This is a genomic window from Methylobacterium longum, assembly GCF_022179385.1.
Classification (GTDB): domain Bacteria; phylum Pseudomonadota; class Alphaproteobacteria; order Rhizobiales; family Beijerinckiaceae; genus Methylobacterium; species Methylobacterium longum.
This window is the reverse complement of record NZ_BPQS01000026.1, coordinates 25,982-48,122: the sequence shown is the minus strand read 5'-3', so window position 1 is coordinate 48,122 and position 22,141 is coordinate 25,982. Positions and strand designations below refer to the sequence as shown.

The 22,141-nt window shown below is 67.5% G+C and carries 25 protein-coding genes and 1 pseudogene; 14 read left to right on the top strand and 12 right to left on the bottom strand.

The window, feature by feature from the left end; all coding sequences use genetic code 11:
• The first annotated feature begins 107 nt into the window (after nt 1-107).
• The 3 genes from MFF58_RS20200 to MFF58_RS20190 all read left to right on the top strand — a co-directional run bounded on the left by MFF58_RS20200 (nt 108) and on the right by MFF58_RS20190 (nt 1,838).
• Nucleotides 108-362 (top strand): hypothetical protein, encoded by a 255-nt coding sequence (locus MFF58_RS20200; RefSeq protein WP_238290694.1) that lies wholly within the window; start codon nt 108-110, stop codon nt 360-362.
• Between the two features lie 172 nt (nt 363-534).
• A complete protein-coding gene (locus MFF58_RS20195) occupies nt 535-1,224 on the top strand; it encodes a metal ABC transporter permease (RefSeq protein WP_238290693.1) in 690 nt (229 codons plus the stop codon).
• Nucleotides 1,225-1,487: 263 nt separating this feature from the next.
• Nucleotides 1,488-1,838 (top strand): hypothetical protein, encoded by a 351-nt coding sequence (locus MFF58_RS20190; protein WP_238290663.1) that lies wholly within the window; start codon nt 1,488-1,490, stop codon nt 1,836-1,838.
• Between the two features lie 10 nt (nt 1,839-1,848).
• Here MFF58_RS20190 and MFF58_RS32310 read toward each other — a convergent pair whose 3' ends face one another.
• A complete protein-coding gene (locus MFF58_RS32310; protein WP_279603288.1) occupies nt 1,849-1,980 on the bottom strand; it encodes a hypothetical protein in 132 nt (43 codons plus the stop codon).
• Nucleotides 1,981-2,022: 42 nt separating this feature from the next.
• On the bottom strand, nt 2,023-2,253 hold the full coding sequence (locus MFF58_RS20185) for a hypothetical protein (RefSeq protein ID WP_238290662.1): 231 nt from the start codon (nt 2,251-2,253) through the stop codon (nt 2,023-2,025).
• A gap of 802 nt (nt 2,254-3,055) precedes the next feature.
• Between MFF58_RS20185 and MFF58_RS20180 the strand changes: the two genes are divergently transcribed.
• The 5 genes from MFF58_RS20180 (at nt 3,056) to MFF58_RS20160 (ending at nt 5,170) form a co-directional block, all read left to right on the top strand.
• Nucleotides 3,056-3,352: a hypothetical protein gene (locus MFF58_RS20180; RefSeq protein WP_238290660.1), complete on the top strand. Its 297-nt coding sequence runs from the start codon at nt 3,056-3,058 to the stop codon at nt 3,350-3,352.
• Between the two features lie 73 nt (nt 3,353-3,425).
• On the top strand, nt 3,426-3,680 hold the full coding sequence (locus MFF58_RS20175) for a hypothetical protein (RefSeq protein ID WP_238290658.1): 255 nt from the start codon (nt 3,426-3,428) through the stop codon (nt 3,678-3,680).
• Complete coding sequence (locus tag MFF58_RS20170) at nt 3,680-3,991, top strand: hypothetical protein (protein WP_238290656.1); 312 nt, start codon at nt 3,680-3,682, stop codon at nt 3,989-3,991. Before MFF58_RS20175 ends, MFF58_RS20170 begins: the two co-directional genes overlap by 1 nt.
• Nucleotides 3,992-4,341: 350 nt before the next feature.
• Nucleotides 4,342-4,629, top strand: a complete 288-nt coding sequence (locus tag MFF58_RS20165; RefSeq protein WP_238290655.1) for a hypothetical protein — start codon at nt 4,342-4,344, stop codon at nt 4,627-4,629.
• Between the two features lie 43 nt (nt 4,630-4,672).
• Nucleotides 4,673-5,170, top strand: coding sequence for a DUF892 family protein (locus tag MFF58_RS20160; RefSeq protein ID WP_238290654.1), 498 nt, complete (start codon nt 4,673-4,675; stop codon nt 5,168-5,170).
• Nucleotides 5,171-5,245: 75 nt separating this feature from the next.
• Here the strand turns inward: MFF58_RS20160 and MFF58_RS20155 are convergent, their stop codons facing one another.
• The 7 genes and pseudogenes from MFF58_RS20155 to MFF58_RS32610 all read right to left on the bottom strand — a co-directional run.
• Entirely contained in the window at nt 5,246-5,707 is a 462-nt protein-coding gene (locus MFF58_RS20155) for a Ros/MucR family transcriptional regulator (protein ID WP_238290653.1), read from the bottom strand.
• A gap of 175 nt (nt 5,708-5,882) precedes the next feature.
• The gene (locus tag MFF58_RS20150) at nt 5,883-6,686 is read right to left on the bottom strand and encodes a 5-formyltetrahydrofolate cyclo-ligase (RefSeq protein ID WP_373323365.1); all 804 of its coding nucleotides are present in this window, start codon (nt 6,684-6,686) and stop codon (nt 5,883-5,885) included.
• 340 nt (nt 6,687-7,026) lie between these two features.
• Nucleotides 7,027-7,872: an ABC transporter substrate-binding protein gene (locus MFF58_RS20145; RefSeq protein WP_238290652.1), complete on the bottom strand. Its 846-nt coding sequence runs from the start codon at nt 7,870-7,872 to the stop codon at nt 7,027-7,029.
• Nucleotides 7,845-8,555 carry an ATP-binding cassette domain-containing protein gene (locus MFF58_RS20140; RefSeq protein WP_238290651.1) on the bottom strand — a complete coding sequence of 237 codons (711 nt, stop codon included), beginning with the start codon at nt 8,553-8,555 and terminating at the stop codon, nt 7,845-7,847. The genes MFF58_RS20145 and MFF58_RS20140 overlap by 28 nt, the downstream gene beginning before the upstream one ends.
• Complete coding sequence (locus tag MFF58_RS20135) at nt 8,552-9,247, bottom strand: ABC transporter permease (protein ID WP_149312762.1); 696 nt, start codon at nt 9,245-9,247, stop codon at nt 8,552-8,554. Before MFF58_RS20135 ends, MFF58_RS20140 begins: the two co-directional genes overlap by 4 nt.
• A gap of 100 nt (nt 9,248-9,347) precedes the next feature.
• Nucleotides 9,348-9,491 (bottom strand): hypothetical protein, encoded by a 144-nt coding sequence (locus tag MFF58_RS20130; protein WP_238290691.1) that lies wholly within the window; start codon nt 9,489-9,491, stop codon nt 9,348-9,350.
• Nucleotides 9,492-9,675: 184 nt separating this feature from the next.
• Nucleotides 9,676-10,047: pseudogene (locus MFF58_RS32610) on the bottom strand (hypothetical protein); the annotation flags it as partial.
• Between the two features lie 269 nt (nt 10,048-10,316).
• Here MFF58_RS32610 and MFF58_RS20125 point away from each other — a divergent pair.
• The 3 genes from MFF58_RS20125 (at nt 10,317) to MFF58_RS20115 (ending at nt 13,959) form a co-directional block, all read left to right on the top strand.
• A complete protein-coding gene (locus MFF58_RS20125; RefSeq protein ID WP_238290690.1) occupies nt 10,317-11,408 on the top strand; it encodes a molybdopterin-binding protein in 1,092 nt (363 codons plus the stop codon).
• A complete protein-coding gene (locus MFF58_RS20120; RefSeq protein WP_238290689.1) occupies nt 11,405-13,393 on the top strand; it encodes a molybdopterin biosynthesis protein in 1,989 nt (662 codons plus the stop codon). Before MFF58_RS20125 ends, MFF58_RS20120 begins: the two co-directional genes overlap by 4 nt.
• A 212-nt stretch (nt 13,394-13,605) precedes the next feature.
• The gene (locus MFF58_RS20115) at nt 13,606-13,959 is read left to right on the top strand and encodes a winged helix-turn-helix domain-containing protein (protein ID WP_435404752.1); all 354 of its coding nucleotides are present in this window, start codon (nt 13,606-13,608) and stop codon (nt 13,957-13,959) included.
• 185 nt (nt 13,960-14,144) lie between these two features.
• Here the strand turns inward: MFF58_RS20115 and fdhF are convergent, their stop codons facing one another.
• The 3 genes from fdhF to MFF58_RS20100 form a co-directional block, all read right to left on the bottom strand.
• A complete protein-coding gene (gene fdhF / locus MFF58_RS20110) occupies nt 14,145-17,117 on the bottom strand; it encodes a formate dehydrogenase subunit alpha (RefSeq protein WP_238290650.1) in 2,973 nt (990 codons plus the stop codon).
• Nucleotides 17,118-17,172: 55 nt separating this feature from the next.
• A complete protein-coding gene (locus MFF58_RS20105; protein ID WP_238290649.1) occupies nt 17,173-18,891 on the bottom strand; it encodes an NAD(P)H-dependent oxidoreductase subunit E in 1,719 nt (572 codons plus the stop codon).
• A gap of 62 nt (nt 18,892-18,953) precedes the next feature.
• Nucleotides 18,954-19,268, bottom strand: a complete 315-nt coding sequence (locus tag MFF58_RS20100; RefSeq protein WP_238290687.1) for a hypothetical protein — start codon at nt 19,266-19,268, stop codon at nt 18,954-18,956.
• A gap of 250 nt (nt 19,269-19,518) precedes the next feature.
• Between MFF58_RS20100 and mobB the strand changes: the two genes are divergently transcribed.
• The 3 genes from mobB to MFF58_RS20085 all read left to right on the top strand — a co-directional run bounded on the left by mobB (nt 19,519) and on the right by MFF58_RS20085 (nt 21,791).
• A complete protein-coding gene (gene mobB, locus MFF58_RS20095; RefSeq protein ID WP_238290685.1) occupies nt 19,519-20,037 on the top strand; it encodes a molybdopterin-guanine dinucleotide biosynthesis protein B in 519 nt (172 codons plus the stop codon).
• A gap of 4 nt (nt 20,038-20,041) precedes the next feature.
• Complete coding sequence (locus MFF58_RS20090) at nt 20,042-21,298, top strand: molybdopterin molybdotransferase MoeA (protein ID WP_238290648.1); 1,257 nt, start codon at nt 20,042-20,044, stop codon at nt 21,296-21,298.
• A gap of 139 nt (nt 21,299-21,437) precedes the next feature.
• Nucleotides 21,438-21,791, top strand: a complete 354-nt coding sequence (locus tag MFF58_RS20085; RefSeq protein WP_238290647.1) for an avidin/streptavidin family protein — start codon at nt 21,438-21,440, stop codon at nt 21,789-21,791.
• Nucleotides 21,792-22,141 lie beyond the last annotated feature (350 nt).

The window sequence follows — 22,141 nt, the reverse complement described above, 5'->3', positions numbered from 1 at the left end:
TGGCCAACTCCGTAGCCGCCCCCGGCCTGAGCCTCCTCCCATGCGGTCAAATCGTCAACCGCTTCCCGCGATCTGGAACTGCCGAGCTTACCGGCGTATCAGCCCGCATGGCCAAACGCGTGAAACAACTGCCTCAGGACCGAGGCTTCGTCCTGTTCGACGCCATCTTCGAGGATGGCAGTCGTGCCTCGAACCGGCGCGTGCCGATGGAGATCCTAGGCGGTTTGGACGGCGACGATCCCGCCCGACAGCTCATTGAGCAGCAGGAGGCTGAGATCGCTCAGAAGGCCGGTCGGCCGCCACGGGCGATCCAGAGCCTTGTGCGGGCCGCCAAGCCGGAGCCGAAGCCGGTCCGGGAGTGACACCGAGTATCTGAGACGGACAATGTACGGCCAAGTGCCCGGCGGAGCAGAGGAAATATGTTCTTCGGCAGGCACATGCGGGAAAGGGGCGCCGGGCGCCATCGTTGACGAGGACGGCGTCTACCCCAAGTCCTGCTCGCCGGGTCACCCCCGGTGGCTGAAGGACTCCATGATGTCAAAACTCCTAACGCTCGCTCTGACGGGCCTGCTGGCTGCTGTCACAAGCGCGCAAGCAGCACCCAAGGTCGAGCGCCTCCGCGGCACGATCGAGGCGGTCGCGGGCGGCGGCTTCACGCTGAAGACCCTCGACGGCAAGACCGAGAGGTTCGCGCTCGATCCCGAGGCGAAAGTCTCCTGGGTGGTGCCAGCGAAGCTCGATCAGATCACGGACGGCGTGTTCATCGGGACCGCCACGAAGGGCGAGCCTCCGGTGGCTTTGGAAGTGGTGCTGTTCCCTGAAGCGATGCGCGGCACCGGCGAGGGCCACTACGACTCGGATATGATACCGGACACGACCGTCGGTGGAGGGCAGGTGAAAAGTGCCATGACCAACGGAACGGTTAAGGCCGCAACGTCCTCGACAGTGCCGGAGGCGCCTCGGGTGAAGAGTGCCATGACCAATGGGACCGTGAAGGCGAGCGGCGGCGGGTCGGAGCGCATGCTGACGGTGGATTACGGCAAGGGCCAGTCCATTCGGATCCTGGTGCCAGCCCAGGCGCCAGTGGTGACCTTCGAGCCGGCCAATGCGTCCGCGCTGTCCGCTGGTGCCAAGGCGTTCGTAGTCGCTGCCCGCGGGGACGACGACAAGCTCACGGCGCGCCGCGTCGCAGTCGGCAAGGACGGGCTCACTCCTCCCATGTAGAAAAGTATGTCACGTCGAAGTCTCCTCGATGCAGCAGCGTCGCCCGTACCCGGGCGACGCAACCCGGTTCAGGCGTCCCCGCCGGCAGGGCGCCGATCGCCTCGTGGCGTACCGGCCAGCACCGGGCGAGCAGGCGCATCAGCTTACAAGTCAGTTACAAGCCAGCCCAATCTCAGCCATTTCCGTCGAGACTGAAACTTATCGGCCGCTCGATGCGTCACGACTCCAGTATGCGTGCGATTTTACCGCATTTGGAGCCTCTTATGCGACGTTTGATACTGATTTTCATGACGTTTTCTGGTCTGATGACCCCAGCTTTAGCCGAGCATTCGCAATCCGGGCGAGATCCAGTCCAGGCAAGAACTGACATCAACAGCGATGCGAAAGCCAGAGAGACGAAGCAAGCCCTTGAAAGAGCCAGGGAACGGCAGAAGGCCGTTGACCAGCATAACTCGGATCTGTGGGGACGCTGGACCTACGCTGTTTGCGTCGGCTGTGGTTGGACGCCGAAGAATGTTCGGATCGTGCACACCAATCCTTCACGCGTCCTGATCGGCATACCGGCCGCGGACGATGATGCGCGTGACCGCGCTGGCATACGCTTCAGAAGCTGAAGCCCTCGCATCACGCACGCTTCAGCAGGGCGAGGAGCAATGTGCCGGCCGCCGCGATGACGTGGCCGCGTCCCCGCCGGAGCGGGATGGTGACCACCGGCTGCGGCTCGGCCGCCACCTCCGGCAGCACGGGCTCTGCCACCCCGGTCTGGCGGTCCCGGTCGTCCCCGCACGTCGAGACGACTCACGAGCCGGTGCCGCTCTCGAAAGCTGCCAGGGCTAGCTCGCCGTCCGTGGGGTCCAAAACCGCTATGATGCGGTCCGCCGCGTCGAGAGCCGTCCCGGCCACCACCTCGAGGCTAGCGCGGAGCGCGGCCCCGATCCGTGGCGCAAGGATCTCCAGAGCGGTCGGCTTCGAACCCGAGGTAAAAGACAACAGCCTGACGAAGCGGACCGGCATCATCGCGACGATCAAGGCGCACAACTTCTCGGCGAGCAGCTAGGATGCGCCTCGCCACTTTGGTTCCGACACTTCCGACCCTGAGTAGGTCGGCATCAATTACAATTACCCCCGACACTCATTGACATCTCTGCGCCGTTGATTATTGAATATTACTCATAATATGTATCCGAAACAGGCATTTAAGGGATATATTCTGATGAAGACAATGCCTGAGTATATAGAAGCGGCCTATAGACTCCTCGAAGATGTTTGGGCCGATGCCGTGGAGTCAAACATCACGGACAATCTCGATTTCTCTTTCCCCGACTGGACACCCGACGAGCGGAAAGATTTGCTCATGCTATGCGCGGCCCTCGCACTTTGTGAGGCTCAGGGCGCGCGGGACGTTACCGCTGAGGCCGAGCGGCGTGGCCTCGAGGTCGCCGACGCCGCTCGGCTCACGAGTAGGCAACTTCTACGTTTCCTGAAACGCGAATCGTCTGCATCCGACGCGATCTTCGAGCCCATCCGTGTCCTAGACGGTGTGCAGGGTCTCCACCCTAGGCGCAGCAATTCACCCAGCCGTTATGGAGATTGAGCGGGGAACACCGTTCGCCGCAAACCGCTACCGGAGTACGGCCGGCGAACGCCATCAGCGGGGATGATCCGATCTATCTCGCGTCACAGTTGTTCTGATCGGTGGGACTGTAGCCTCCTACGTCCCTGTGAAGCCGGGTGCGCGGCTGGGCTTCGGTTGAGTAGGAGGACAACACGACGCGCGTCAGGCGGAGCCGGAAGGACCACAGTGAGCCCAGCAACCGCACCGCCCGATCGCTTGGCTGAGGTCCGCCGTCTCACGGCAGCTCTGATCGATCAGGTGCTCGAAGCGCAGCTTGTAGGTCGGCCAGTTCCGCAGGAGCAGAGTACGGCACTGATCAAAGCCGCCTTCTTCCTACGGGCGTGCAATGTGCCGTGGTGGCCGATGCTCGCCCAGGCACTGCATGGCTTGGGTCGTGACGTTGAAGAGGCGGCTCCAGAGCCGGATGCGGGAGATGAGCCGCTGCAGGATATCGACCAGCAAGGACTGACAAGCTTCCTCTCTCAGCTCTGGTCCGAGAAGGGCCGTTTGTGACCGCTGGCCCGGAGTTCATTCCCCAGAACGGCAGCACGGTCGAGACCCGGTTCCGGGAGAGGAAGGGCTCGCGATGGCGGTACTGGCCTACAGCCCGGCTTTCCTCCTCCGCTCGACCGGGTCGCATGCCGCCACGATCCGGCGGAGTGTGATTGTTGCGGCCGGGTCGGCAGACGAGGCCACCGAGCAGGCTTGGTTCTATCGCGACGGATTGCCGACGGAATCCGTGTGCTCTGCGACGCTCACGGATGCATCGGGAGCCTTGATGGGGCCGGAACAGTACGGCAGCGAACCAGGCTTGAAGCTGCATCGGGAGGATCAGGCTTGATGGTCGGCGCTTCCACGGAACAACTCTCCGAGGTTCTGCGCCTGTGCACCGCGCTCGCATACCGGGCCCTCGACGCAAAGATCTCCGGACGGCCCTTGCCAGCGGCACAGAGGATCGCGCTGGCGAAGGTCTTGCGCCTTCTGCAGGATCACGGCGTGGAGTGGCCGCCGCTTCTGGCGCAGGTGCTTCAGGAGCTGGACAGGAAAGCGGCCGCGCCCGAGCCGACATCTCAGGTCGAGCCGCTGGAAAGCGTCGATCTCCAGGGTCTTTCGCTCTTCTTCGCCGGTTACCGCACGAAGGATCAGCCGTAACCTGCACCGTCCAGCGACCGGCACCCGGCAGCAACGACGTGCTGCTCGCTGGCGACCCCGTCGCGGTCCTTCTTCGGATCGCGTCTTGCTGCGCCGGAATGGCTCGGCTTCCGGCCACTTTGTGAGGCCGCGGCCTAGGCGAGCGGATGAAGGCGATCAGAGGCCGTGCGCCGGCCATCGGCGTGGCATTTGTGCTGGTAAGTGTCTAGCGCGCTCTCGAGGCTGCGCTGCAGTTTTGAGAGCGAAAGGGATGATGCTGATCACCAGGCGCGAGCAGTTGCCGCACCGGGGCCGCTGGAACAACGACCAGTGGATCCCCTTCCCTTCAGGCTTAAGCACCTGGAGGAACCATGTCCAAGATCCTGAAGATCGCCACCGCCGCCACGATGCTCACGCTGTCAGCGAGCCTGGCTGTTGCTGCGCCGTGCAACGTCGGCACGACGACGAATGCGGCCACCGGGAAGGACAGCAGCTCGAATGTCGATGGGGGCTCGACCGCCAAGGTGACCCCCGGCGCCAAGGCGGAGTCCCCCGGCACGGTCGGCGCCATGACCAACACGGGCGCCGCCATGAAGGATGACGGCTCGAAGAAGGCTCCGGAAGGTCAGCCCGTGAAGCCCGGCGCCGACAATTGCTGAGCCTGCACCAGCAGACTCGGACCGTTCAGCTAGGGATCAAGGCATGAGCAATATGAAGCGGGCTATGGACGTCTATTTGAACGGGCTGCGCAATCAGCACGCGGTCGAGACACAGGCGATCGGTACGATTCAGAATGAGTTGCCTCGGATGGAGGGCTATCCGGACCTGCACGCGAAGATGAAGGCAGACCATGAGCGGTCCGTCACGCAGGCTGCGCGGCTCGACGATCTTCTTGAGAAGCACGGATCCAAGAAGTCGATACTCAAGGAGGCAGTGACTGGTGCCGTCGCGACAGTGGCGGGCTTCACTCATGCCGGTGCGGGTGACGAAGTCTTGAAGAACGTCCTCGCTGCCATCGGCTTCAAAGCCTACGAGATCAGCTCCTACAAGGTGTTGCTCGCGTTAGCTGACGCGGCTGGCGCCAGCGACGACACGTCGGTGCTCGAACAATCGATGCGGGAAGAGCAGGACATGGGCGATTGGCTCGGGAGCAATCTGCCCAACCTTGTTCATGCCTATCTTGAGCAGAAGCCTGTTTAGGGCTGTACCTATCGACCCCACCAGCCCGTGATCCGATCGGGCGGTGGGGCCGAATGTGCGGGCGACAGATCTTGATCAGGCTGCCTTGCGGCCCTCCGCGGCGCTCTTGATTGCAGCTCCTGGACGACCGAGGCCAATGGCCTTGGCGAGGGCGGAGCGCTGCGCAGCATAGCTCGGCGCGACCATCGGATAATCGCTCGGTAGCCCATAACGGTCGCGATAGCTCTTCGGGTCGAGACCGTGGCTTGTGAGGTGCCGCTTGAGCGTCCTGTAGGTCTTGCCGTCGATGAAGCTGACGATGCCATCCTCGCGGACCGACTTGCGGATCTGGGCCGAGGTCAGCTTCTCGACGTTCCTGGCCAAGGCAGTCCCGCTCGTGCTGGCATCAGAGCTCAACCCGGCTACCGCGTCGTGCACGGTCTGGATCAGGTTCGGAAGCTCAGAGGCTGGAACCGGATTGTTCGAGACGTACGCCGCGACGAGTTCGCCAGCCAGTTCAATGAAGTTCGCGGTGCGCCCGAAATTCTCTGGTATCAATTTATTCCTGCCATCGTTCTATTGCTCGCGCCACTATACGGAGCATGCTGCGTACATCATGATTTCCTTGACGAAATCAAGTCTCAGGCGCATGATTTCGCCATGCGGCGCGTACGCGCCCTTCGATTGCTGGAACAGGCGTTGATACGCGGCGCGTGCGGGACGCCAAGAAAGATCATAGCCGGCGAGCTATCGGATCCTCGCGCTGATCGGCAGCACGAGGGCGCTCCTGAGCTTCACGCACCGGCGGCTCTGCGAGCGGACCCTGCCAGACACCTTCTTCTGTCACGATGATGTCCATAGGAACGTCGTGCGGCTGCGGGTAAATAGTCGCGAGCCGGGCAAGGTCAAAGCCGACACCGATGACCCGTGGCCTCATCGACTTGGACGCGATGGTCCGGTCATAGAAGCCGCCGCCATATCCCAGGCGGTACCCCGCCTGATCGAAGCCGACGAGCGGCGCTATCAGAACGTCAGGATCGACAGCTGCGCCTTCAGCGGGAACGGGTATGTTCCAGACGCCGCGGGTCATGCGGTCACCTGGCGACCAGTCTCGAAACTGAAGCGGGCGCCCCTTCTCCACGACGACCGGAAGCGCCAGCCGTACGCCCGTTCCACGCAGCGGTGTCAGAAGGGGTCTGGGATCGAACTCGCCTCTGAAGGGCCAGTAGAGTCCGATCGATATTCCCGATGCCCCCGGTAGAGCGGCTCGGAGTGCCCGCTCGATGCGCTCGCTCCAGGCCGCGCGGTCCTGGGCAGAGATGCTGACCCGCCGCTCGATGAGAGCGGCGCGGGTCTCCCTTCGCCACTGCCGCACGCGCGACCAGTCGGACGCGGCTTCTTCGGAAAGGTACGATTCGGAAAGCTGAGGCTTCGCCCCCAGGCTGACGAAGTCGGGGCTGAGCTCATGCATGAGGCAGGGTGGAGAACTGTACGCGCCGAACTCAGGAAGGTCGGGAACCGCAGAATCCGGCGACATCTCAGGCAGCTTGGTTGAACGCCCAACCATGATGAGCTCCCGCGCTACGATCGACCCGCACGACTCCCGGTGTCCTTGAGCAAACGCTTCCTCAGCACCTTGAGTTCGGTGAAGCGGATCGCATCACCGCGACACTGCCGGCCATCATCCCCTGCTCGTCTCTGCGCGGCACGATGGTGGCTCCAGCGCGATCAGCTGCCCAACCTTTCAGAGGCTCCAGAAGGACACGCGAGCGCCCTCCGTTCGGGCGTGATGATGGCGGGCGATCAATCGACAGCCCTGGTCCTCTGGTAGAGCGCCGGTCGATTCCCGACCGGCCCTCGCACTCGCCTGGACCGGATCAGCGCGTCGCGGACGGGCCGGCGCTCGGGAAGAACAGCTGTTCGCCGCCGACCTTGTAACCCGCGATCGCCTGCTGCCCCTCCGGTGAGACAAGCCAGTCGATGAAGGCCTGTCCCTGCTTCGCCTTCACGCCAGGGTGCCGATCGGGGTTCACCAGCATCACGCCGTAGGGATTGAACAGGCTCGAATCCCCCTGGACAAGGATGACCAAGTCGGCGCGATTCTTGAACGCGAGCCACGTCCCCCGGTCGGCGAGGATGTAGGCGCCAAGGGCTGAGGCCGTGTTGAGTGCGGAACCCATGCCCTGGCCCACATCCCGGTACCAAGGGCCTCGCACGGCCGCGAGATCGACGCCCGCCTCCTTCCAGCTGCGCAGCTCGGCGCTGTGGGTGCCCGAGCGGTCACCGCGCGACACGAACGCCGCCTTGCTGGCCGCGAGCTTGGCGAAGGCCTCACGCACGCCCAGGCCGCGCACGCCGGCCGGGTCGGAGGCCGGGCCGATCAGCACGAAATCGTTGTACATCACGTCGTACCGCATCGTCGCGACGCCCTCGGCGAGGAACTTGTCCTCGGCCGGACGGTCGTGGACCAGCACCACATCGGCATCGCCGCGGCGCGCCGCATCGAGCGCCTGGCCCGTGCCCAGAGCCACGACCTTCACGTCGATCCCGGACGTCTCCCGGAAAAGGGGGAGGATGTGTTTGAACAGGCCGGACTGCTCGGTCGAGGTCGTCGAGGCGACGACGATGGAGCTCGGCTCGGCGTCGGCCGACGGCATGAGGCCAGTCGCGCTCAGGAGCGCGGCCAATCCCAGCGTCAGGAGGCGGCGACGAAAGGGGTCCACGGCAACTCCCCAGCGAGATAGGCCCGCGACTCGGACGTGCGGGGCGAGAACAGGATCTGGCGGGCTGGACCATGCTCGACGGCGCGGCCGGAGGCCAGCACGATCACCGTGTCGGCGAGGCGTGCCACCTGCCCGAGATTGTGTGAGACGAGCACCACCGTTGTGCCCGCCCGTGCCATCGCGGACACCAATCCCTCAACGATCTCGGTCGAGGCTGGGTCGAGGTTCGCGGTCGGCTCGTCGAGGAGCAGCAGGTCCGGTCCGACCGCCCAGGCGCGGGCCAGCGCCAGCCGCTGCTGCTCGCCGCCGGAGAACCGCGTCGCGGCATCGCGCCCGCGCTCCGACAGGCGGACGCGGGCGAGCGCTTCCTCCACCCGTGCGGCGCGCGCGGGACGAGGCAGGCCTCCGAGAGCCAGGGCGATGTTCGCGGCCGCGGTTGCGCGGATCAGCGCCGGCCGCTGAAACACGAAGGCCCGCCGGTGCGGGCCGACCTGTACCGTTCCGCCGTCGGGCTGCAGGAGCCCGTCGATGACCCTGAGGGTGACGCTCTTGCCCGCTCCATTCGGGCCGATGACGGCCGTGACGCTGCCCGAAGCGATCTCCAGGTGGAGATGGTCGAGCACCGTTCGCCCGTCGAGGGACAGAGTCACGTCCTGGAGGCGGATGGCCGGCGTCGCGCTCATCCATACACTCGCGCAGCGTGCCGGCGGAGCACGGCCACGGCCACGTTCACCACCAGAACGAGGCCGATCAGCACGAGGCCGAGCGCCAGGGCGAGGCTGAGATCGCCCTTCTGGGTCTCCAGTGAGATCGCCGTCGTCATCGTGCGGGTATACCCGTCGATGTTCCCGCCGACGACGAGGACCGCCCCGATCTCAGAGATCGCCCGGCCGAACGCGGCGAGCGCCGCCGTCACCAGGGAGAAGCGTACGTCGTAGATCATCGCCCCGGCCTGACGCGGTGCGGAGAGCCCGAGGGAGCGCAACTGCTCCCCGAGATGCACCCGGGCGTCGGCGACGACCTGCTGCGTCAGGGCGGCGACGAGCGGCGTTGCGAGCGTCGCCTGTGCGGCGATCATCGCGCCGGGGGTGAACAGCAGGCCGAGCGGTCCGAGCGGACCGGAGCGGGAGAGAACGAGGTACAGCACGAGGCCGACGAGCACCGGCGGCAGCCCCATGAAGGCGTTGAGTAAGCCGACCGCGGCCCCGCGTCCGGGAAAGCGGGCGACAGCCAGGAACGCACCGAGGGGTATGCCGAGCACGAGGCCGATGCCGACGGCAGTGAGGCTGACACGCAACGACAGCCACGCGATCGCCAGCACGTCACGATCCAGGCTGAACAGGCGGGATAGGATTTCCTGGAGCGTCTGCATCATGCGCCCGGGCTGGTCCTCGGGAATGGGACGGGGCGGATGGCGAGATCAGCCGATGAATCCGACCTCGAAACGCAGGTTCGGCCGAATGGACCTGTCATACCTACCAGAGAAGCGCGTGCGGAGAGTCGGTGAGCATATCGCCCGGGGCGACCGTTGTCGTGTCGTCGGGAGGTTCGACGAGGCCATCGCTCTCCGTCAGGGATGTGCGCACACCTGCCCCTTCGCGCGGGAGCTTGCTCGCCACGGGGACGGCGTCGGTGCCGCGCTCGCGGCTGACCGGCACGTGATCTCGCCGATCCGGCTACTTCCGGTACTCGAACGCGGCGTACGGGCCAAGATGCTGGGGTCTCGGTCAGGCCGCCGGGCCGGGCGAGGAGCGGCCGCATCACGAAGAGCAGCGCGACGTGAACCGCGACCGGGTTGCCCGGCAGCCTGCTGAGCAGCTTGTCCACGACCTGCCCGAGGGCGATCCGCCGCCCCGGCCTGATCGCGAGTCGCCGGAGGGCCAGCCGTCCCAGCGCCTCGACTGCCGCCGTCACGCGGTCCTGTTCTCCCATCGAGATGCCGTCGGAGGTCAGACCCCGGTCATGGCCGATGCCGGCCGCGTCCAGCCGGGCCTTCAGGGCGGCAAGGTTGTACCGGATCGGGCGCGCGACGGCAGCCGCGGCGGTCGGCTCGACCGAGCAGGTCAGGCCGTCGATGAGGGCATCCGTGTCCTGCAGGGTCGCAGCTTGAAAACAGTTCACGAACCTGGGAATCCGACCTACGCCCGGAGTGGGCGCGTGTGGTTCACACAGCATCGGCCGAGGATGCCACCCACTCACCGACATGGTGGGGCAACCGTGGCGGATCACTTGCGGGCCCGTGGACGAATAAGCTGGTCGACCGCTACCCCGAGCGGACGGAGCGCGAGCCGGAGCGTTCAAAGGCGGTGGCTGCCGCCCTCGTGTTCGTGGAGCGCGGGAGCAGGCTTGGGAGATCCAGTCTTCGATGTCGTGAAACGGGGGATAATAGGGGTTCACGGTGCCGACCCTTGATCATCGAACCCGGATGGCGCATCGCCGCCACGATGATCCGAAATGCGTCCTCGGCGCTGATCCCGCTTCGGGAGGCGGCGAACCTGCTGAGCGATGAGGCTGCGCCCGTCGCCCCCGCGACCGTTGCGCTCGCAGCGGCGCTCGGACGCATCGCGGCAGGCGCGATCGTCGCGCCCTCCGCCGTGCCGATGAGCATGACGGCCATGCGAGACGGCTTCGCGGTCGAGGCCGCTTCGGTGGGAGGCGCGTCGGCCTACGCGCCGATCTTCCTGGCGCGGCCACCACCATGGGTCGAGGCGGGACAGCCGATGCCTCCCGGCACCGATGCGGTTCTACCCCCGGAGGGATTTGCGGACGGCATGGTCGTCGCGGACACCGCCACGCGGGAAGGCGTGTGCGGGGCGGGCGACGACGTCGCTGGCAAAGAGAGGTTGATCGAGGCGGGCACCCAGATCGAGCCGCTTCACCTGCTCGTCTTGGAAGCGATCGGCCTGAAGGCGGTAGACATCCGTCAACCCCTCCTGCGCGTCGTCACCGCGGGGGCGTCCCACCTCGATACCGTGTCGCCCCTGCTCGGGCGTCTGATCGCCCGGGCCGGTGGGGCCACGGAAGCCGTTCGCGCCCAGGGCGTCCGGGACATCGGCGAGGCCATCCGGGGCGGCACGGCGGACGCGGTGCTGGTGGTCGGGGGAAGCGGGTTCGGACGCTCGGACCACAGCGCGGCGGCCCTCGCCCTCGCCGGAGACGTCCGCGCGCACGGCATCGCCATGCGGCCCGGCGAAACCACCGCCGTCGGCTCCGCAGCCGGCAGGCCGGTTCTTCTGGTACCCGGACGTCCCGAGGCGGCGCTGGCCGGGTTCCTGGCACTCGGCCGTCCTCTCATTGCGAGGCTCACCGGCGCGCCGGACCGCCCGCTCCGGCGGCATGTCCTCGTACGGAAGATCGTCTCGGCGATCGGGTTATCCGAGGTCGTCTTCGTCCGAAGCGTGTCGGATGGCGTCGAGCCACTCGGCGGAGCCGGCCTTCCGCTCCGTCGGTTGGTACAGGCGGACGGCATCATCGTGGTCGAGCCGGAAAGCGAAGGCTTCCGGGCAGGCGAGGAGGTGAAGGTTTGGCCCCTGTGAGCGCCGACGCGGACCGGGACGAGGCGGCGCATTTCGCCGAGCGTATCGCCGCGGCCTCAAGCCAGGAGCAGTTTCTCACGGTGATGAGTCGGGACGACGCGCTCGCAAGGTTCCGGGCGGCGGTCCCGCACACGCTCCTGCCTTCCGAGACCGTGCCGTTGGAAGACGCGCTCGGGCGCGTGCTCGCCCGCGACGTCGCGTCCCCAAGGGACGTTCCACCCTTCGACCGTTCCCTGGTGGACGGGTTCGCCCTGCGCGCCACCGACACGGAAGGAGCCGGGCCGGCGAGCCCGCGGCGTCTCACGCTGAACCGCGAGATCCTTGCTTGCGGCGTCGCGCCGACCGTCGTCGTCCGGCCGGGAACGGCGACGCCGATCTCCACCGGCGGCATGATCCCTCGGGGCGCCGACGCCGTGATGATGGTCGAGCACTCGGAGTTCGACGCCGGGAGCCTCGCCGTCGACGTTCTGACCGCGGTTCGGCCGGCGCAGTTCGTGGGATATGCCGGGGCTGACATGGCACGCGGCGAGACGGTGCTGCGCAAGGGAACGCGGATCACCGCCCGCGAAATCGGCATGGTGGCGGCGTGCGGCCTGGCGGCCGTCGACGTGACGCGACGTCCGCGCGTCGCGGTCCTGTCCACGGGGGACGAGCTGGTCGCACCGGGCGAGCCCCTGCCCGAAGGCGCGATCTACGACTCGAACGGCGCGATCATCGCGGCCGCGGTGACCGAGAATGGCGGGGAACCGCTTCGGCTCGGGATCGTGCGCGACGATGCGGCCCTCCTCGAGGCAGCCCTCCGATCCGCCCTTCGGGACAGCGACCTCGTCGTGCTCTCGGGAGGCACGTCAAAAGGGGCCGGCGACGTCTCGCACCGTGTGCTGCCCCGCCTCGGCGAGCCGGGAATCCTGTTCCACGGCGTGGCCCTGAAGCCCGGGAAGCCACTCTGCGTGGCGGTGGCTCAGGGAAAGCCGATCATCGTCCTGCCGGGGTTCCCCACCTCCGCGATGTTCACCTTCCACGACTTCGTCGTTCCGTTCGTCCGGGCGCTTGCCGGGCTGCCGCCGCGGGAGGACGAAACGATTGCGGCGCGCGTCTCCCAACGGGTGCCCTCCGAGCTTGGCCGCACCGAGTTCGTGATGACCTCGCTCGCCCTCGGTCCCGAGGGGACGATCGCCCTGCCGCTGCCGAAGGGCTCGGGTTCGGTCACCGCCTTCTCGCAGGCGGACGGATTCTTCGCGGTTCCAGCCGCGCGCGCCGGCGTCGAGGCCGGCGAGGACGTCGCCGTGGTTCGCCTGGGCGCCGGCGTTCGGGCGCCCGACCTGACGGTCGTCGGCAGCCATTGCATCGGTCTGGACCGGGTGGTCGGCCTGCTCGCCGAGCGGGGCTACCGCGCCCGCACCATCTGGGTCGGGTCGGCCGGCGGCCTCGCCGCCCTGCGACGCGGCGAATGCGATGTCGCCGCCATGCACCTCTTCGATTCCGAGACGGGCCGGTACAACGCCCCGTTCCTCGCCGAGGGGATGTCCCTCGCGCCCGGTTGGCGCCGCCTCCAGGGCGTCGTGTTTCGCCGCGGCGACGCCCGGTTCGAAGGTCGGGAGGCCGCCGACGCGGTCACCGCCGCGCTGTCCGACCCCGACGCCGTCATGGTCAACCGCAACGCCGGATCGGGCACGCGTCTGCTCGTTGACGGGCTGCTGAACGGTGCAAGGCCGGCGGGGTTCTGGAACCAGCCGCGTTCGCACAACGCCGTCGCCGCGGCGGTTTCGCAAGGCAGGGCGGACTGGGGCGTGGCCATAGCAAGCGTCGCGGATGCCTATGGGCTCGGCTTCCATCCGTTGACGGAAGAGGATTACGACCTAATGTATCGCGAGCGCGCGAAGGGGATGCCAGCGCTCGCGGCATTCCTGAGCCTGCTGGGCGAGCCCGAGACGGCCGCAGCGCTGCGCGATCTCGGCTTCTCGCCCGCCGCGAAACCCTCGTGACGAGCGCAGGGCTCGCCGGCCTCGTCGCGGCCGGCGTGACCCCGACCAGCCCGGTCAAGATCGCATGAGCCCGCATCCGCCGGCCCGCGATGCGCGGGACCTGCCTCGGTGGAACGAAACGGGGAATCCTGTCGCTCGCCGGGATGCTCGACGATGCCGTTTCGCGTAGGGACGCCTGCGAGGCGCTGGGGTCTCCATCGAGGCGGTGGGCATTGGGCGAGGACACGAGCATCAGTCTGAGGATCGAGCTCGGCTCGGACACCTTGCTGGGACCGGGCAAGGTCGCCCTTCTGAGCGGCATCCGCGACACCGGCTCCATCGCCGCCGCAGGGCGCCGGATGGGCATGAGCTACAAGCGAGCTTGGTACCTCATCGATACGCTGAATAAGGCGTTCCAGGAGCCGCTCGTCTCCGCAAGCAAGGGCGGACGCAGCGGTGGCGGCGCGACCCTCACGAACACGGGCACCGCCATCCTCGAGAGTTACCTGCGCATGGAGCGGCTCGCCTCGGAGGCCGTGGCGGGTGAACTCGACCTTCTCGCTTCGCTGATGAAGCCCGATTCCTAGAATCGAGGACGGCGCTCGGAGGAGCGCATCGATCGGGAGCCGATTCTTGAGGCCGTGCCTCGGCCCGGTAGTCCTCAGCTCGGTGCCGGCGAGCCTGCCGCATCCGGCGCTGCCCGCCGGATCATCCTGATGTCCACCGTCAAGGCCCGGCGGCACGCCTGAGCGCGCCGCCGGAGGTCCACCGCCTACTCGGCGGCCATGGGCGTCGCGTGGACGGCGGTGGCCCGGGCCGCGCAGAACTTGAACTCGGGGATCTTGCCCATGGGATCGAGCGCCGGGTTCGTCAGCAGGTTGGCCGCAGCCTCGGCGTAGCAGAACGGCATGAAGATCATGCCGACCGGCACGTCGCGGTCGGAGCGCACCTTCAGGTGGACGGCGCCGCGGCGCGTCTCCAGCTTCATCGTATCGCCGGGCTCCAGCCCGAGCCGGTAGAGCTCCTTCGGGGCCATGAAGGCGACCGCCTCTGGCTCCAGCGCGTCGAGGACGCCGGCGCGCCGGGTCATCGAGCCGGTGTGCCAGTGTTCCAGCACGCGGCCGGTCGATAGGACCATCGGGTAGTCGTCATCCGGCAACTCGTCCGGGGGCACCACGGCGGCCGGGACGATCTTCGCGCGCCCGCTCTCCGTGGGGAAGCCGGCGTAGAAGATGATCTCGTTGCCGGGCTTGTCCGGCGCGTCGACCGGGTAGGTCACGGCGCCCTCGCGCTCCAGGCGCTCCCAGGTGATGTTGTTGAACGACGGCATCACCATGGCCATCTCGCGGAAGATGTCGGCCGGGCCGCCGTAGTTCCAGGGCAGACCGAGGCGCTTCCCCAGTTCCTGGATGATCCACCAATCCTGCCGCGCGTCGCCTGGCGGCGACACCACCGGCTGCGAGATCTGCACGCGACGGTCGGTGTTGGTGAAGGTGCCGGCCTTCTCCGCGAAGGCGGAGGCCGGCAGCACCACGTCGGCGTGGAAGGCGGTTTCCGTCAGGAACAGGTCCTGTACGACGAGGTGGTCGAGCATCGCCAGGGCGTGACGGGCGTGGTTCAGGTCCGGGTCCGACATCGCCGGGTTCTCGCCCTCGACGAACATGCCCTTGATCTCACCGGCGTGGATCGCGCGCATGATCTCGACGACGGTGAGGCCCCTCTGCGGATCGAGCTTCTGACCCCAGAACTCCTCGAACATCTCCCGCACCGCGGCCTTCTCGACCGACTGGTAGTCCGGGTAGACCATCGGGATCAGTCCGGCGTCGGACGCGCCCTGGACGTTGTTCTGGCCGCGCAGCGGATGCAGGCCGGTGCCGGGGCGCCCGATCTGCCCCGTGACGAGGGCCAGAGCGATCAGGCAGCGCGAGTTGTCCGTGCCGTGGACGTGCTGGCTGATGCCCATGCCCCAGAAGATGATCGAGGACTTGGCGCGGGCGTAGAGCCGGGCGACCTCGCGCAGGGTCTCTGCGTCGATGCCGCAGACCGAAGCCATCTTCTCCGGCGTGAACTCGACGATCTTCTCCTTCAGCAGCTCGAAGTTCTCGGTGTAGCCGGCGATGTACTGCTCGTCGTAGAGCCGCTCCTCGATGATCACGTTGAGCATCGCGTTGAGCATCGCCACGTCCGAGCCGGGCTTGAACGCGAGGTGCTTGTAGGCGTGCCGCGACAGCACCTGCCGGCGCGGGTCCATGACGATCAGCTTGGCGCCGCGCTGCTTCACCGCGTTCTTGAGGAAGGTCGCTGCGACCGGGTGGTTCACAGTCGGGTTGGCGCCGATCACGATGATAACCTCGGCATCGAGCGCCGCCGAGAACGGCGCCGACACGGCGCCCGAGTTCAACCCCTCCATGAGGGCGGCCACCGACGAGGCGTGGCACAGCCGCGTGCAGTGGTCGACGTTGTTCGAGCCGAAGCCGAGCCGCACCAGCTTCTGGAAGAGGTAGGCCTCTTCGTTCGAGCCTTTCGCGGAGCCGAAGCCGGCGAGCGCCTTGGGGCCATGCGTGTCGCGCACCGTCTTGAGGCCGCCGGCGGCGCGGTCGAGCGCCTCCTCCCAGGTCGCCTCGCGGAAGTGCGTCCACGGGTTGGCCGGGTCGACCTGGTCGTTGGCGTCCTTCTTGACGTTGTCCAGGCGGATCAGCGGCGCCGTCAGGCGGTGGGGATGGTGGACGTAGTCGAACCCGAAGCGGCCCTTCACGCAGAGCCGGTTATGGTTGGCCGGCCCGTTCACGCCCTCGGCGTAGACGATCTTCTCGTCCTTCACCTTGTAGGAAACCTGGCAGCCGACGCCGCAATACGGGCACAGCGAGGTCACCTCGCGGTCGGGGTAGACCGTCCGGGTATTGTGCTCGGCGTCGAGATAGGCGGACGGCATCAGCGCGCCGGTCGGACAGGCCTGGACGCACTCGCCGCAGGCCACGCAGGTCGAGCCGCCCATCGGGTCGTCGAAGTCGAACACGACCTTGGTGCCAGCCGAGCGGTAGGCCATGCCGATGACGTCGTTGACCTGGACCTCGCGGCAGGCGCGGACACAGAGGTTGCACTGGATGCAGGCGTCGAGATTGACGCTCATGGCCGGGTGGGTGAAGTCGCCGGTCCAGCGCTCGGCCGCAGGGAAGCGGCTCTCGGAGACGTCGAGGAAGTCGGCCTGCACCCAGAAGTGCGACGTCGGGTCGTGCGAGGTCTCGCGCTCGGGCTGGTCGGCCACGAGCAGTTCGAGCACCATGGCGCGGGCCTTGGTGGCACGCTCGGTCGCAGTCTTGACCTTCATGCCCACGCCCGGCGTGCGCTTGCACGAGGCGGCCAGCACCCGCTCGCCCTCGATCTCGACCATGCAGGCGCGGCAGTTGCCGTCCGGACGGTAGCCGGGCTCGGGCTTGTGGCAGAGGTGCGGGATGTGGGTGCCGAGGCGCTTGGCGACGGCCCAGATCGTCTCGCCGGGACCGGCCTCGACCTGCTGTCCGTCGAGCTCGAACGCGATGGTCGCGGGTGCGGTCGGCCGCTCCGTCAGATCGTGCAGTCCCGACGGCTCCGGTGCCGCCTGGCCGCCCGCCTTCGCGCCTTGCGAGTAGGAGCCGCCGGCCTCCGGCTTCGAGCCCTGCGCGGGACCGCCTGCATCCTGCAGCCCGTCGGCCCGGATCTCGGACTTCTCGGTCTTGTCGCCGTGCTGTTCGGGGGCGTTGCTCATGCGGCCGCTCCTGGCTCGGACATCGGGATAGGGTTCGCTGGCGCCATCGGTTGCCTCACTCGGCAGCCGCGGCGCGCGGCGCGGGGAAGAGGTCCGGGAAATACTTGATGACGCTGCTGAGAGGGTTCGAGGCGGCTTGGCCGAGGCCGCAGATCGAGGCGTCACGCATGCACTGGGACAGCTCGCCCAGGAGTTCGGTGTCCCAGACGCCCTGCTCCATCAGGATGCGGGCCTTCTGGGTCCCCGAACGGCAGGGGGTACACTGCCCGCAGCTCTCGTCCTCGAAGAACCTCATCAGGTTCAACGCGGCACCGCGCACATCGTCCCGTTCGGACAGGATCACGACGGCGGCGGAGCCGATGAAGCAGCCGTACTTCTCCAGCGTCCCGAAATCGAGCGGGATGTCGTTCATCGACGCCGGCAGGATGCCGCCCGACGCGCCGCCCGGCAGGTAGGCCGCGAAGGTGTGGCCGTCTGCCATGCCGCCGCAATACTCGTCGATGAGCTCCTGGATGGTGAGGCCGGACGGGCCGAGCTTCACGCCCGGTTCCTTCACGCGCCCCGAGACCGAGTAGGAGCGCAGGCCGACGCGGTCGTTGCGGCCGTGGCTCTTCCACCACGCACCACCCCGCTCGATCAGGTCGCGCACCCAGAACAGCGTCTCGATGTTGTTGATCAGCGTCGGGCGGTTGAACAGGCCGACCTGGAACGGGAACGGCGGCTTGTGCCGCGGCAGCCCGCGCTTGCCCTCCAGGGACTCGATCAGCGAGGACTCTTCGCCGCAGATGTAGGCGCCGGCGCCGCGGCGCAGGTGGATGCGCGGGCCGCCCTCGGGGAGCTTGGCGATCTCGCGCGTCAGGATCTCGCGGGAGATGGGATACTCGTCGCGCAGGTAGATATAGACCTCCGGCGCCTCGACGACGTGGGCGCCGATCAGCATGCCTTCGAGGAAGCGGTGCGGGTCGGTGTTGAGGTAGAGCTGGTCCTTGAAGGTGCCGGGCTCGCCCTCGTCCCCGTTGACCGCCATCAGCCGGGGCCCGGGCTCGCCACGCACCGAACGCCACTTGCGTCCCGTCGGGAAGCCCGCGCCGCCGAGGCCGCGCAGCCCGCCGTCGTCGAGCACCTTCAGGATGTCGTCGACCGGAAGCTCCCCGCTGCGGAGCCGGTCGAGGGTCGCGTACCCGCCGGCCGCCCGATAGGCGTCGTAGTCGACGTAGTCCGGGATGTGGGCATGGGTGTCGCCGGCCTCGACCGCGGCCCTCACGGACGCGAGATCGGCCTTGTGCAGGAAGTTGTGCCCGACCTCGACGGCGGGCGCGTGGTCGCACAGGCCGACGCAGGGCGCGCGCACGACGCGGACGGCGTCGGAGGCGAGTTCCCGCTGGAGCGTCTCCAGCAACTCGTCGGCGCCGAACATCGCGCAGGTGATGCTATCGCAGACCCGGATGGTCAGCCTCGGGATGGAGGCGTCACCCTCCTTCACGACGTCGAAATGCGCGTAGAAGGTCGCGGTCTCGAACACCTCGGCGAAGGCCAGGGCCATCTCGTCGGTCAGCGCCGCCAGGTGCTCGGCGCTGATCTGGCCGTAGGTGTCCTGGATCAGGTGGAGGTGCTCGATGAGCAGGTCGCGCTGGCGCGAGCGGGAGCCGAGAAGCTCCTCGATCTCGACCTTCGCCCGCGGCTCGACCTGGCGCCCCTTGGGTACGCTACGCGCCTTGTTCCGCCCCCGGCCGGGATGCGAAAAGTTCCTGACTGTCCCCGGTGCCTCACTCATGCGGTATCTGATTTCCAACTTCTGGGGCGGGTGGTCGCGGCGTCCTGCGGTCCGGTCGGGGCCTACTGGCCGCCGAAGGCCCGGAGCGGCTGGCCGGCCTCGGATCGATGTTTCATCACGACGGCTCCCGTCGCCTCGTCCAGGGACGTGACCCTGGGCCCGACGACGGAGCGGAGTTCGATCTCGAACGCGTCGAGGGCGCCGTTCAGGCGGTCCATCAGGGTGTTCGGGGCGTCTTCGGCCGGGGAGTCGACCGCTTTCGCGAGCGCGTCGCGGACGCGCCCGGCGAGCTCCTGCGTGAGCGGCGGTTTCGCGTCGGCGCAGTACGCGTCCGTCACGATGGCGGCCCAGTCCGCCGCAGGGGATGCATCGCCCATGCTCATGCTTGCGCGATCCAGGGGAAGTCGACGTGGTGCATGGCGTGCCCGTTCGGGTCCGTTGGCGTGGCGTTCGCCCGTGGCATGCCACATGGCAGCCGTTATAGCGGAGGTGTTATATCGTTTTTGAAGTCGTTTCAATTTGCGTAGGGCGGGGGTCACGCGCCGCGGCGACATGGCTGACGCTTGCCCTGACTGGTCGAGCGAGGCAGTGGAGACGTCGCGGGGGAGGCGGTCAGTGGTGTCCGGTATGCGCGTAATCGGACTTGCCGGGTGGAGCGGCGCTGGCAAGACCAGCCTCCTGATCCGGGTCATCCCCGTGCTCGTCGCCCGCGGTGTGAAGGTCGCGACCATTAAGCACGCCCACCACGACTTCGACACGGACCAACCCGGGAAGGACTCCCACGAGCACCGCAAGGCGGGAGCGAGCGAGGTCCTGGTCTCGTCGGGCCGCCGGTGGGCCCAGGTCCACGAACTGGGGGACGAGCAGGAAGCGACCCTGGGTCAGCTCCTGCGACGGATCAGCCCCTGCGACCTCATCGTCGTGGAAGGATACAAGCGGGAGCCGATCCCCAAGATCGAGGTCCATCGCGTCGACAACGGCCGCCCGCCCCTCCATCCTCTGGACGCCACCATCGTGGGCATCGCGAGCGACGTCGGATTTCCGGCATCGGGCCTTCCCGTCGTAGATTTGAACGACGCGGAGGCGGTGACGGGGCTGATGCTCGACGTGGCCGGTTCCTTCGAAGACGTCCTCGGGAGGCTCTAGCCGAATGGCCCAGCTCAGCGATGACTGCTTCGCGTTCGGCGGCCCCCTGATGACGATCGAGGACGCGCACGCGCTGTTCGGCGAGCGACTCGAAGCGATCGTCGGCACCGAGGACGTTCCCGTCTGGGACGCCGACGGACGCATCCTGGCCGAGGATTGCGTTGCGCCGATCAACGTCCCGCCGTTCCCCAACTCGGCCGTCGACGGCTACGCGGTCCGCTTCGCGGACCTGCGCGCCTCCGACTCGACGGTTCTGCCGGTCGGCGCGGTCGTCGCGGCCGGCGGCTCGTCGGAAGGCGTGTCGGTGGCGGGCTCGGCCGTCCGGATCTTCACCGGAGCCCCGATGCCGGCGGATGCCGACACGGTCTTCATGCAGGAGGACGTCCACGTCCTGCCCGACGGCCGGGTGTCTCTGCCGCTCGGGTTGAAGCGCGGCGCCAACAGCCGCGACGCTGGCGAGGACGTGGCGAAGGGCGCGCCGATCATCGCGGCCGGCCGGCGTCTCCGGCCGCAGGACTTGTCTCTGGCGACCGCCGTCGGCCTGCGCACGTTGACGGTCCGCCGCACCCTGCGGGTCGGCGTGTTCTCGACGGGCAACGAGCTCGTCGAGCCGGGGGCGCCCTTGAGGCCGGGCGCGATCTACGACTCGAACCGCATCCTGCTGCTTGCTCTTCTCCGGCGGATGGGCGTCGCGGCGCGTGACCTCGGCGTCATCCGTGACGACCCGGCGGCACTCGCGGTGAGGCTCTCGGCGGCGGTCGCGGAGCATGACGTGATCCTCACGTCGGGCGGGGTGTCGACCGGCGACGAGGATCACGTGAAGACCGCCGTCGAGACCATCGGGCGCCTCGTGTTCTGGAGGCTGGGGATCAAGCCGGGACGGCCGGTCGCGATGGGCATGATCGACGGCAAGCCGTTCCTGGGCCTGCCGGGCAATCCGGTGGCTGTCTACGTCACCCTGCTGTTCGTCGTGCGGCCGCTGCTCGCCCGGCTCGCCGGCGAGGCTTACGCGCCGCCGCGCGGGTTCACCGTCAGGGCGGCCTTCTCCTACCGGAAGCGAGCCGGCCGCAGGGAGTTCGTCAGGGCCAGCCTCGCCCGGGACGCCGACGGCACCTGGCAAGCCCGGAAATTCCAGCGCGACGGCGCGGGCATGCTGTCATCGCTCACCGAAACCGACGGCCTCGTGGAGTTGGAGGATAGCCGGATCGAGGTCGCGCCGGGCGACATCGTGCGGTTCCATCCGCACGAAGCCCTCTGGTAGCGAGGCCGTCCTCAGAGCCTCACCGGCCGCAGACGGCGCCCCGAGCATTGCCGGGCTCCCGCTTCCGTTATATCAATCCTGCTATATCGCTTGTGATTGGCCGTACGAACGGCCGCTCGGTCGGCGGGCTTGGTCAACGATGTTCGATGGTGTCTGGCGGAGCCAAGCAGGCGCGGAACTTCGCCTCCTCCAGATGGGCGAGGCCGTTTCCGGGACCTACACCGCCGCCAATCCCGGCCCTGCGCAGACGCATCGAAGCCGCATCCTCGTCGGCACGGCCGAGGGCGACATCATCGGCTTCGTGACCAGCACGTCGTCACCACAGGAAATCACGGCCTGGACCGGGCGTCTCGTCCGCGCCGACGAGAAGACGGCCGAGGAGATTCATGCGGTCTTCCATGCCGTCGAACGGTGTTCGCAGCCGAAGGCCGTGGACGGTCACATCGCGCTCGAAACGACCATCTTCTCAAAGGTCGAGAACGCATGCTCATGAAGGCAGGGCCGCTTCCATTCCCGATATCGTTCTGAGGAACGGGGGAATTGGAGCGACGAGCGGTCGGGCGACGATTGTCGACGAATATCGGCCTTCCGGTTCGTTCTGCATGCCGTCATCCCCGTGTCGGGTGCGGAGATGGCCGATCGGGGCCGGTAGCCTCCGCTCACGGGATATCCCCACAGCCCGCTGAATGGCCGGGATGGGCGCAAAGCCGAACGACAGGCTTTTCTCCCGTCAACAATTCGGCGTGGCGGAGTCTGGCCGGAAGCCGCAGGGTTGCTTCGGTGAATGGTCAGCCGGAAGAGCGGAGGGTCCTCTCGCGACCCCAATCGGGCGCTCCAGCGACG

Excerpts from the sequence above, each read along its gene's own strand:
- MFF58_RS20100 (WP_238290687.1), bottom strand. The coding sequence starts at position 19,268 with ATGGGCGATGCATCCCCTGCGGCGGACTGGGCCGCCATCGTGACGGAC.
- fdhF (WP_238290650.1), bottom strand. The coding sequence starts at position 17,117 with ATGAGCAACGCCCCCGAACAGCACGGCGACAAGACCGAGAAGTCCGAG.
- MFF58_RS20175 (WP_238290658.1), top strand. The coding sequence starts at position 3,426 with ATGGCGGTACTGGCCTACAGCCCGGCTTTCCTCCTCCGCTCGACCGGG.
- MFF58_RS20125 (WP_238290690.1), top strand. The coding sequence starts at position 10,317 with ATGATCCGAAATGCGTCCTCGGCGCTGATCCCGCTTCGGGAGGCGGCG.
- MFF58_RS20085 (WP_238290647.1), top strand. The coding sequence starts at position 21,438 with ATGTTCGATGGTGTCTGGCGGAGCCAAGCAGGCGCGGAACTTCGCCTC.
- mobB (WP_238290685.1), top strand. The coding sequence starts at position 19,519 with ATGCGCGTAATCGGACTTGCCGGGTGGAGCGGCGCTGGCAAGACCAGC.
- MFF58_RS20150 (WP_373323365.1), bottom strand. The coding sequence starts at position 6,686 with ATGTCGCCGGATTCTGCGGTTCCCGACCTTCCTGAGTTCGGCGCGTAC.
- MFF58_RS20170 (WP_238290656.1), top strand. The coding sequence starts at position 3,680 with ATGGTCGGCGCTTCCACGGAACAACTCTCCGAGGTTCTGCGCCTGTGC.
- MFF58_RS20140 (WP_238290651.1), bottom strand. The coding sequence starts at position 8,555 with ATGAGCGCGACGCCGGCCATCCGCCTCCAGGACGTGACTCTGTCCCTC.
- MFF58_RS20200 (WP_238290694.1), top strand. The coding sequence starts at position 108 with ATGGCCAAACGCGTGAAACAACTGCCTCAGGACCGAGGCTTCGTCCTG.
- MFF58_RS20090 (WP_238290648.1), top strand. The coding sequence starts at position 20,042 with ATGGCCCAGCTCAGCGATGACTGCTTCGCGTTCGGCGGCCCCCTGATG.
- MFF58_RS20105 (WP_238290649.1), bottom strand. The coding sequence starts at position 18,891 with ATGAGTGAGGCACCGGGGACAGTCAGGAACTTTTCGCATCCCGGCCGG.
- MFF58_RS20160 (WP_238290654.1), top strand. The coding sequence starts at position 4,673 with ATGAGCAATATGAAGCGGGCTATGGACGTCTATTTGAACGGGCTGCGC.
- MFF58_RS20165 (WP_238290655.1), top strand. The coding sequence starts at position 4,342 with ATGTCCAAGATCCTGAAGATCGCCACCGCCGCCACGATGCTCACGCTG.
- MFF58_RS20190 (WP_238290663.1), top strand. The coding sequence starts at position 1,488 with ATGCGACGTTTGATACTGATTTTCATGACGTTTTCTGGTCTGATGACC.
- MFF58_RS20135 (WP_149312762.1), bottom strand. The coding sequence starts at position 9,247 with ATGATGCAGACGCTCCAGGAAATCCTATCCCGCCTGTTCAGCCTGGAT.
- MFF58_RS20195 (WP_238290693.1), top strand. The coding sequence starts at position 535 with ATGTCAAAACTCCTAACGCTCGCTCTGACGGGCCTGCTGGCTGCTGTC.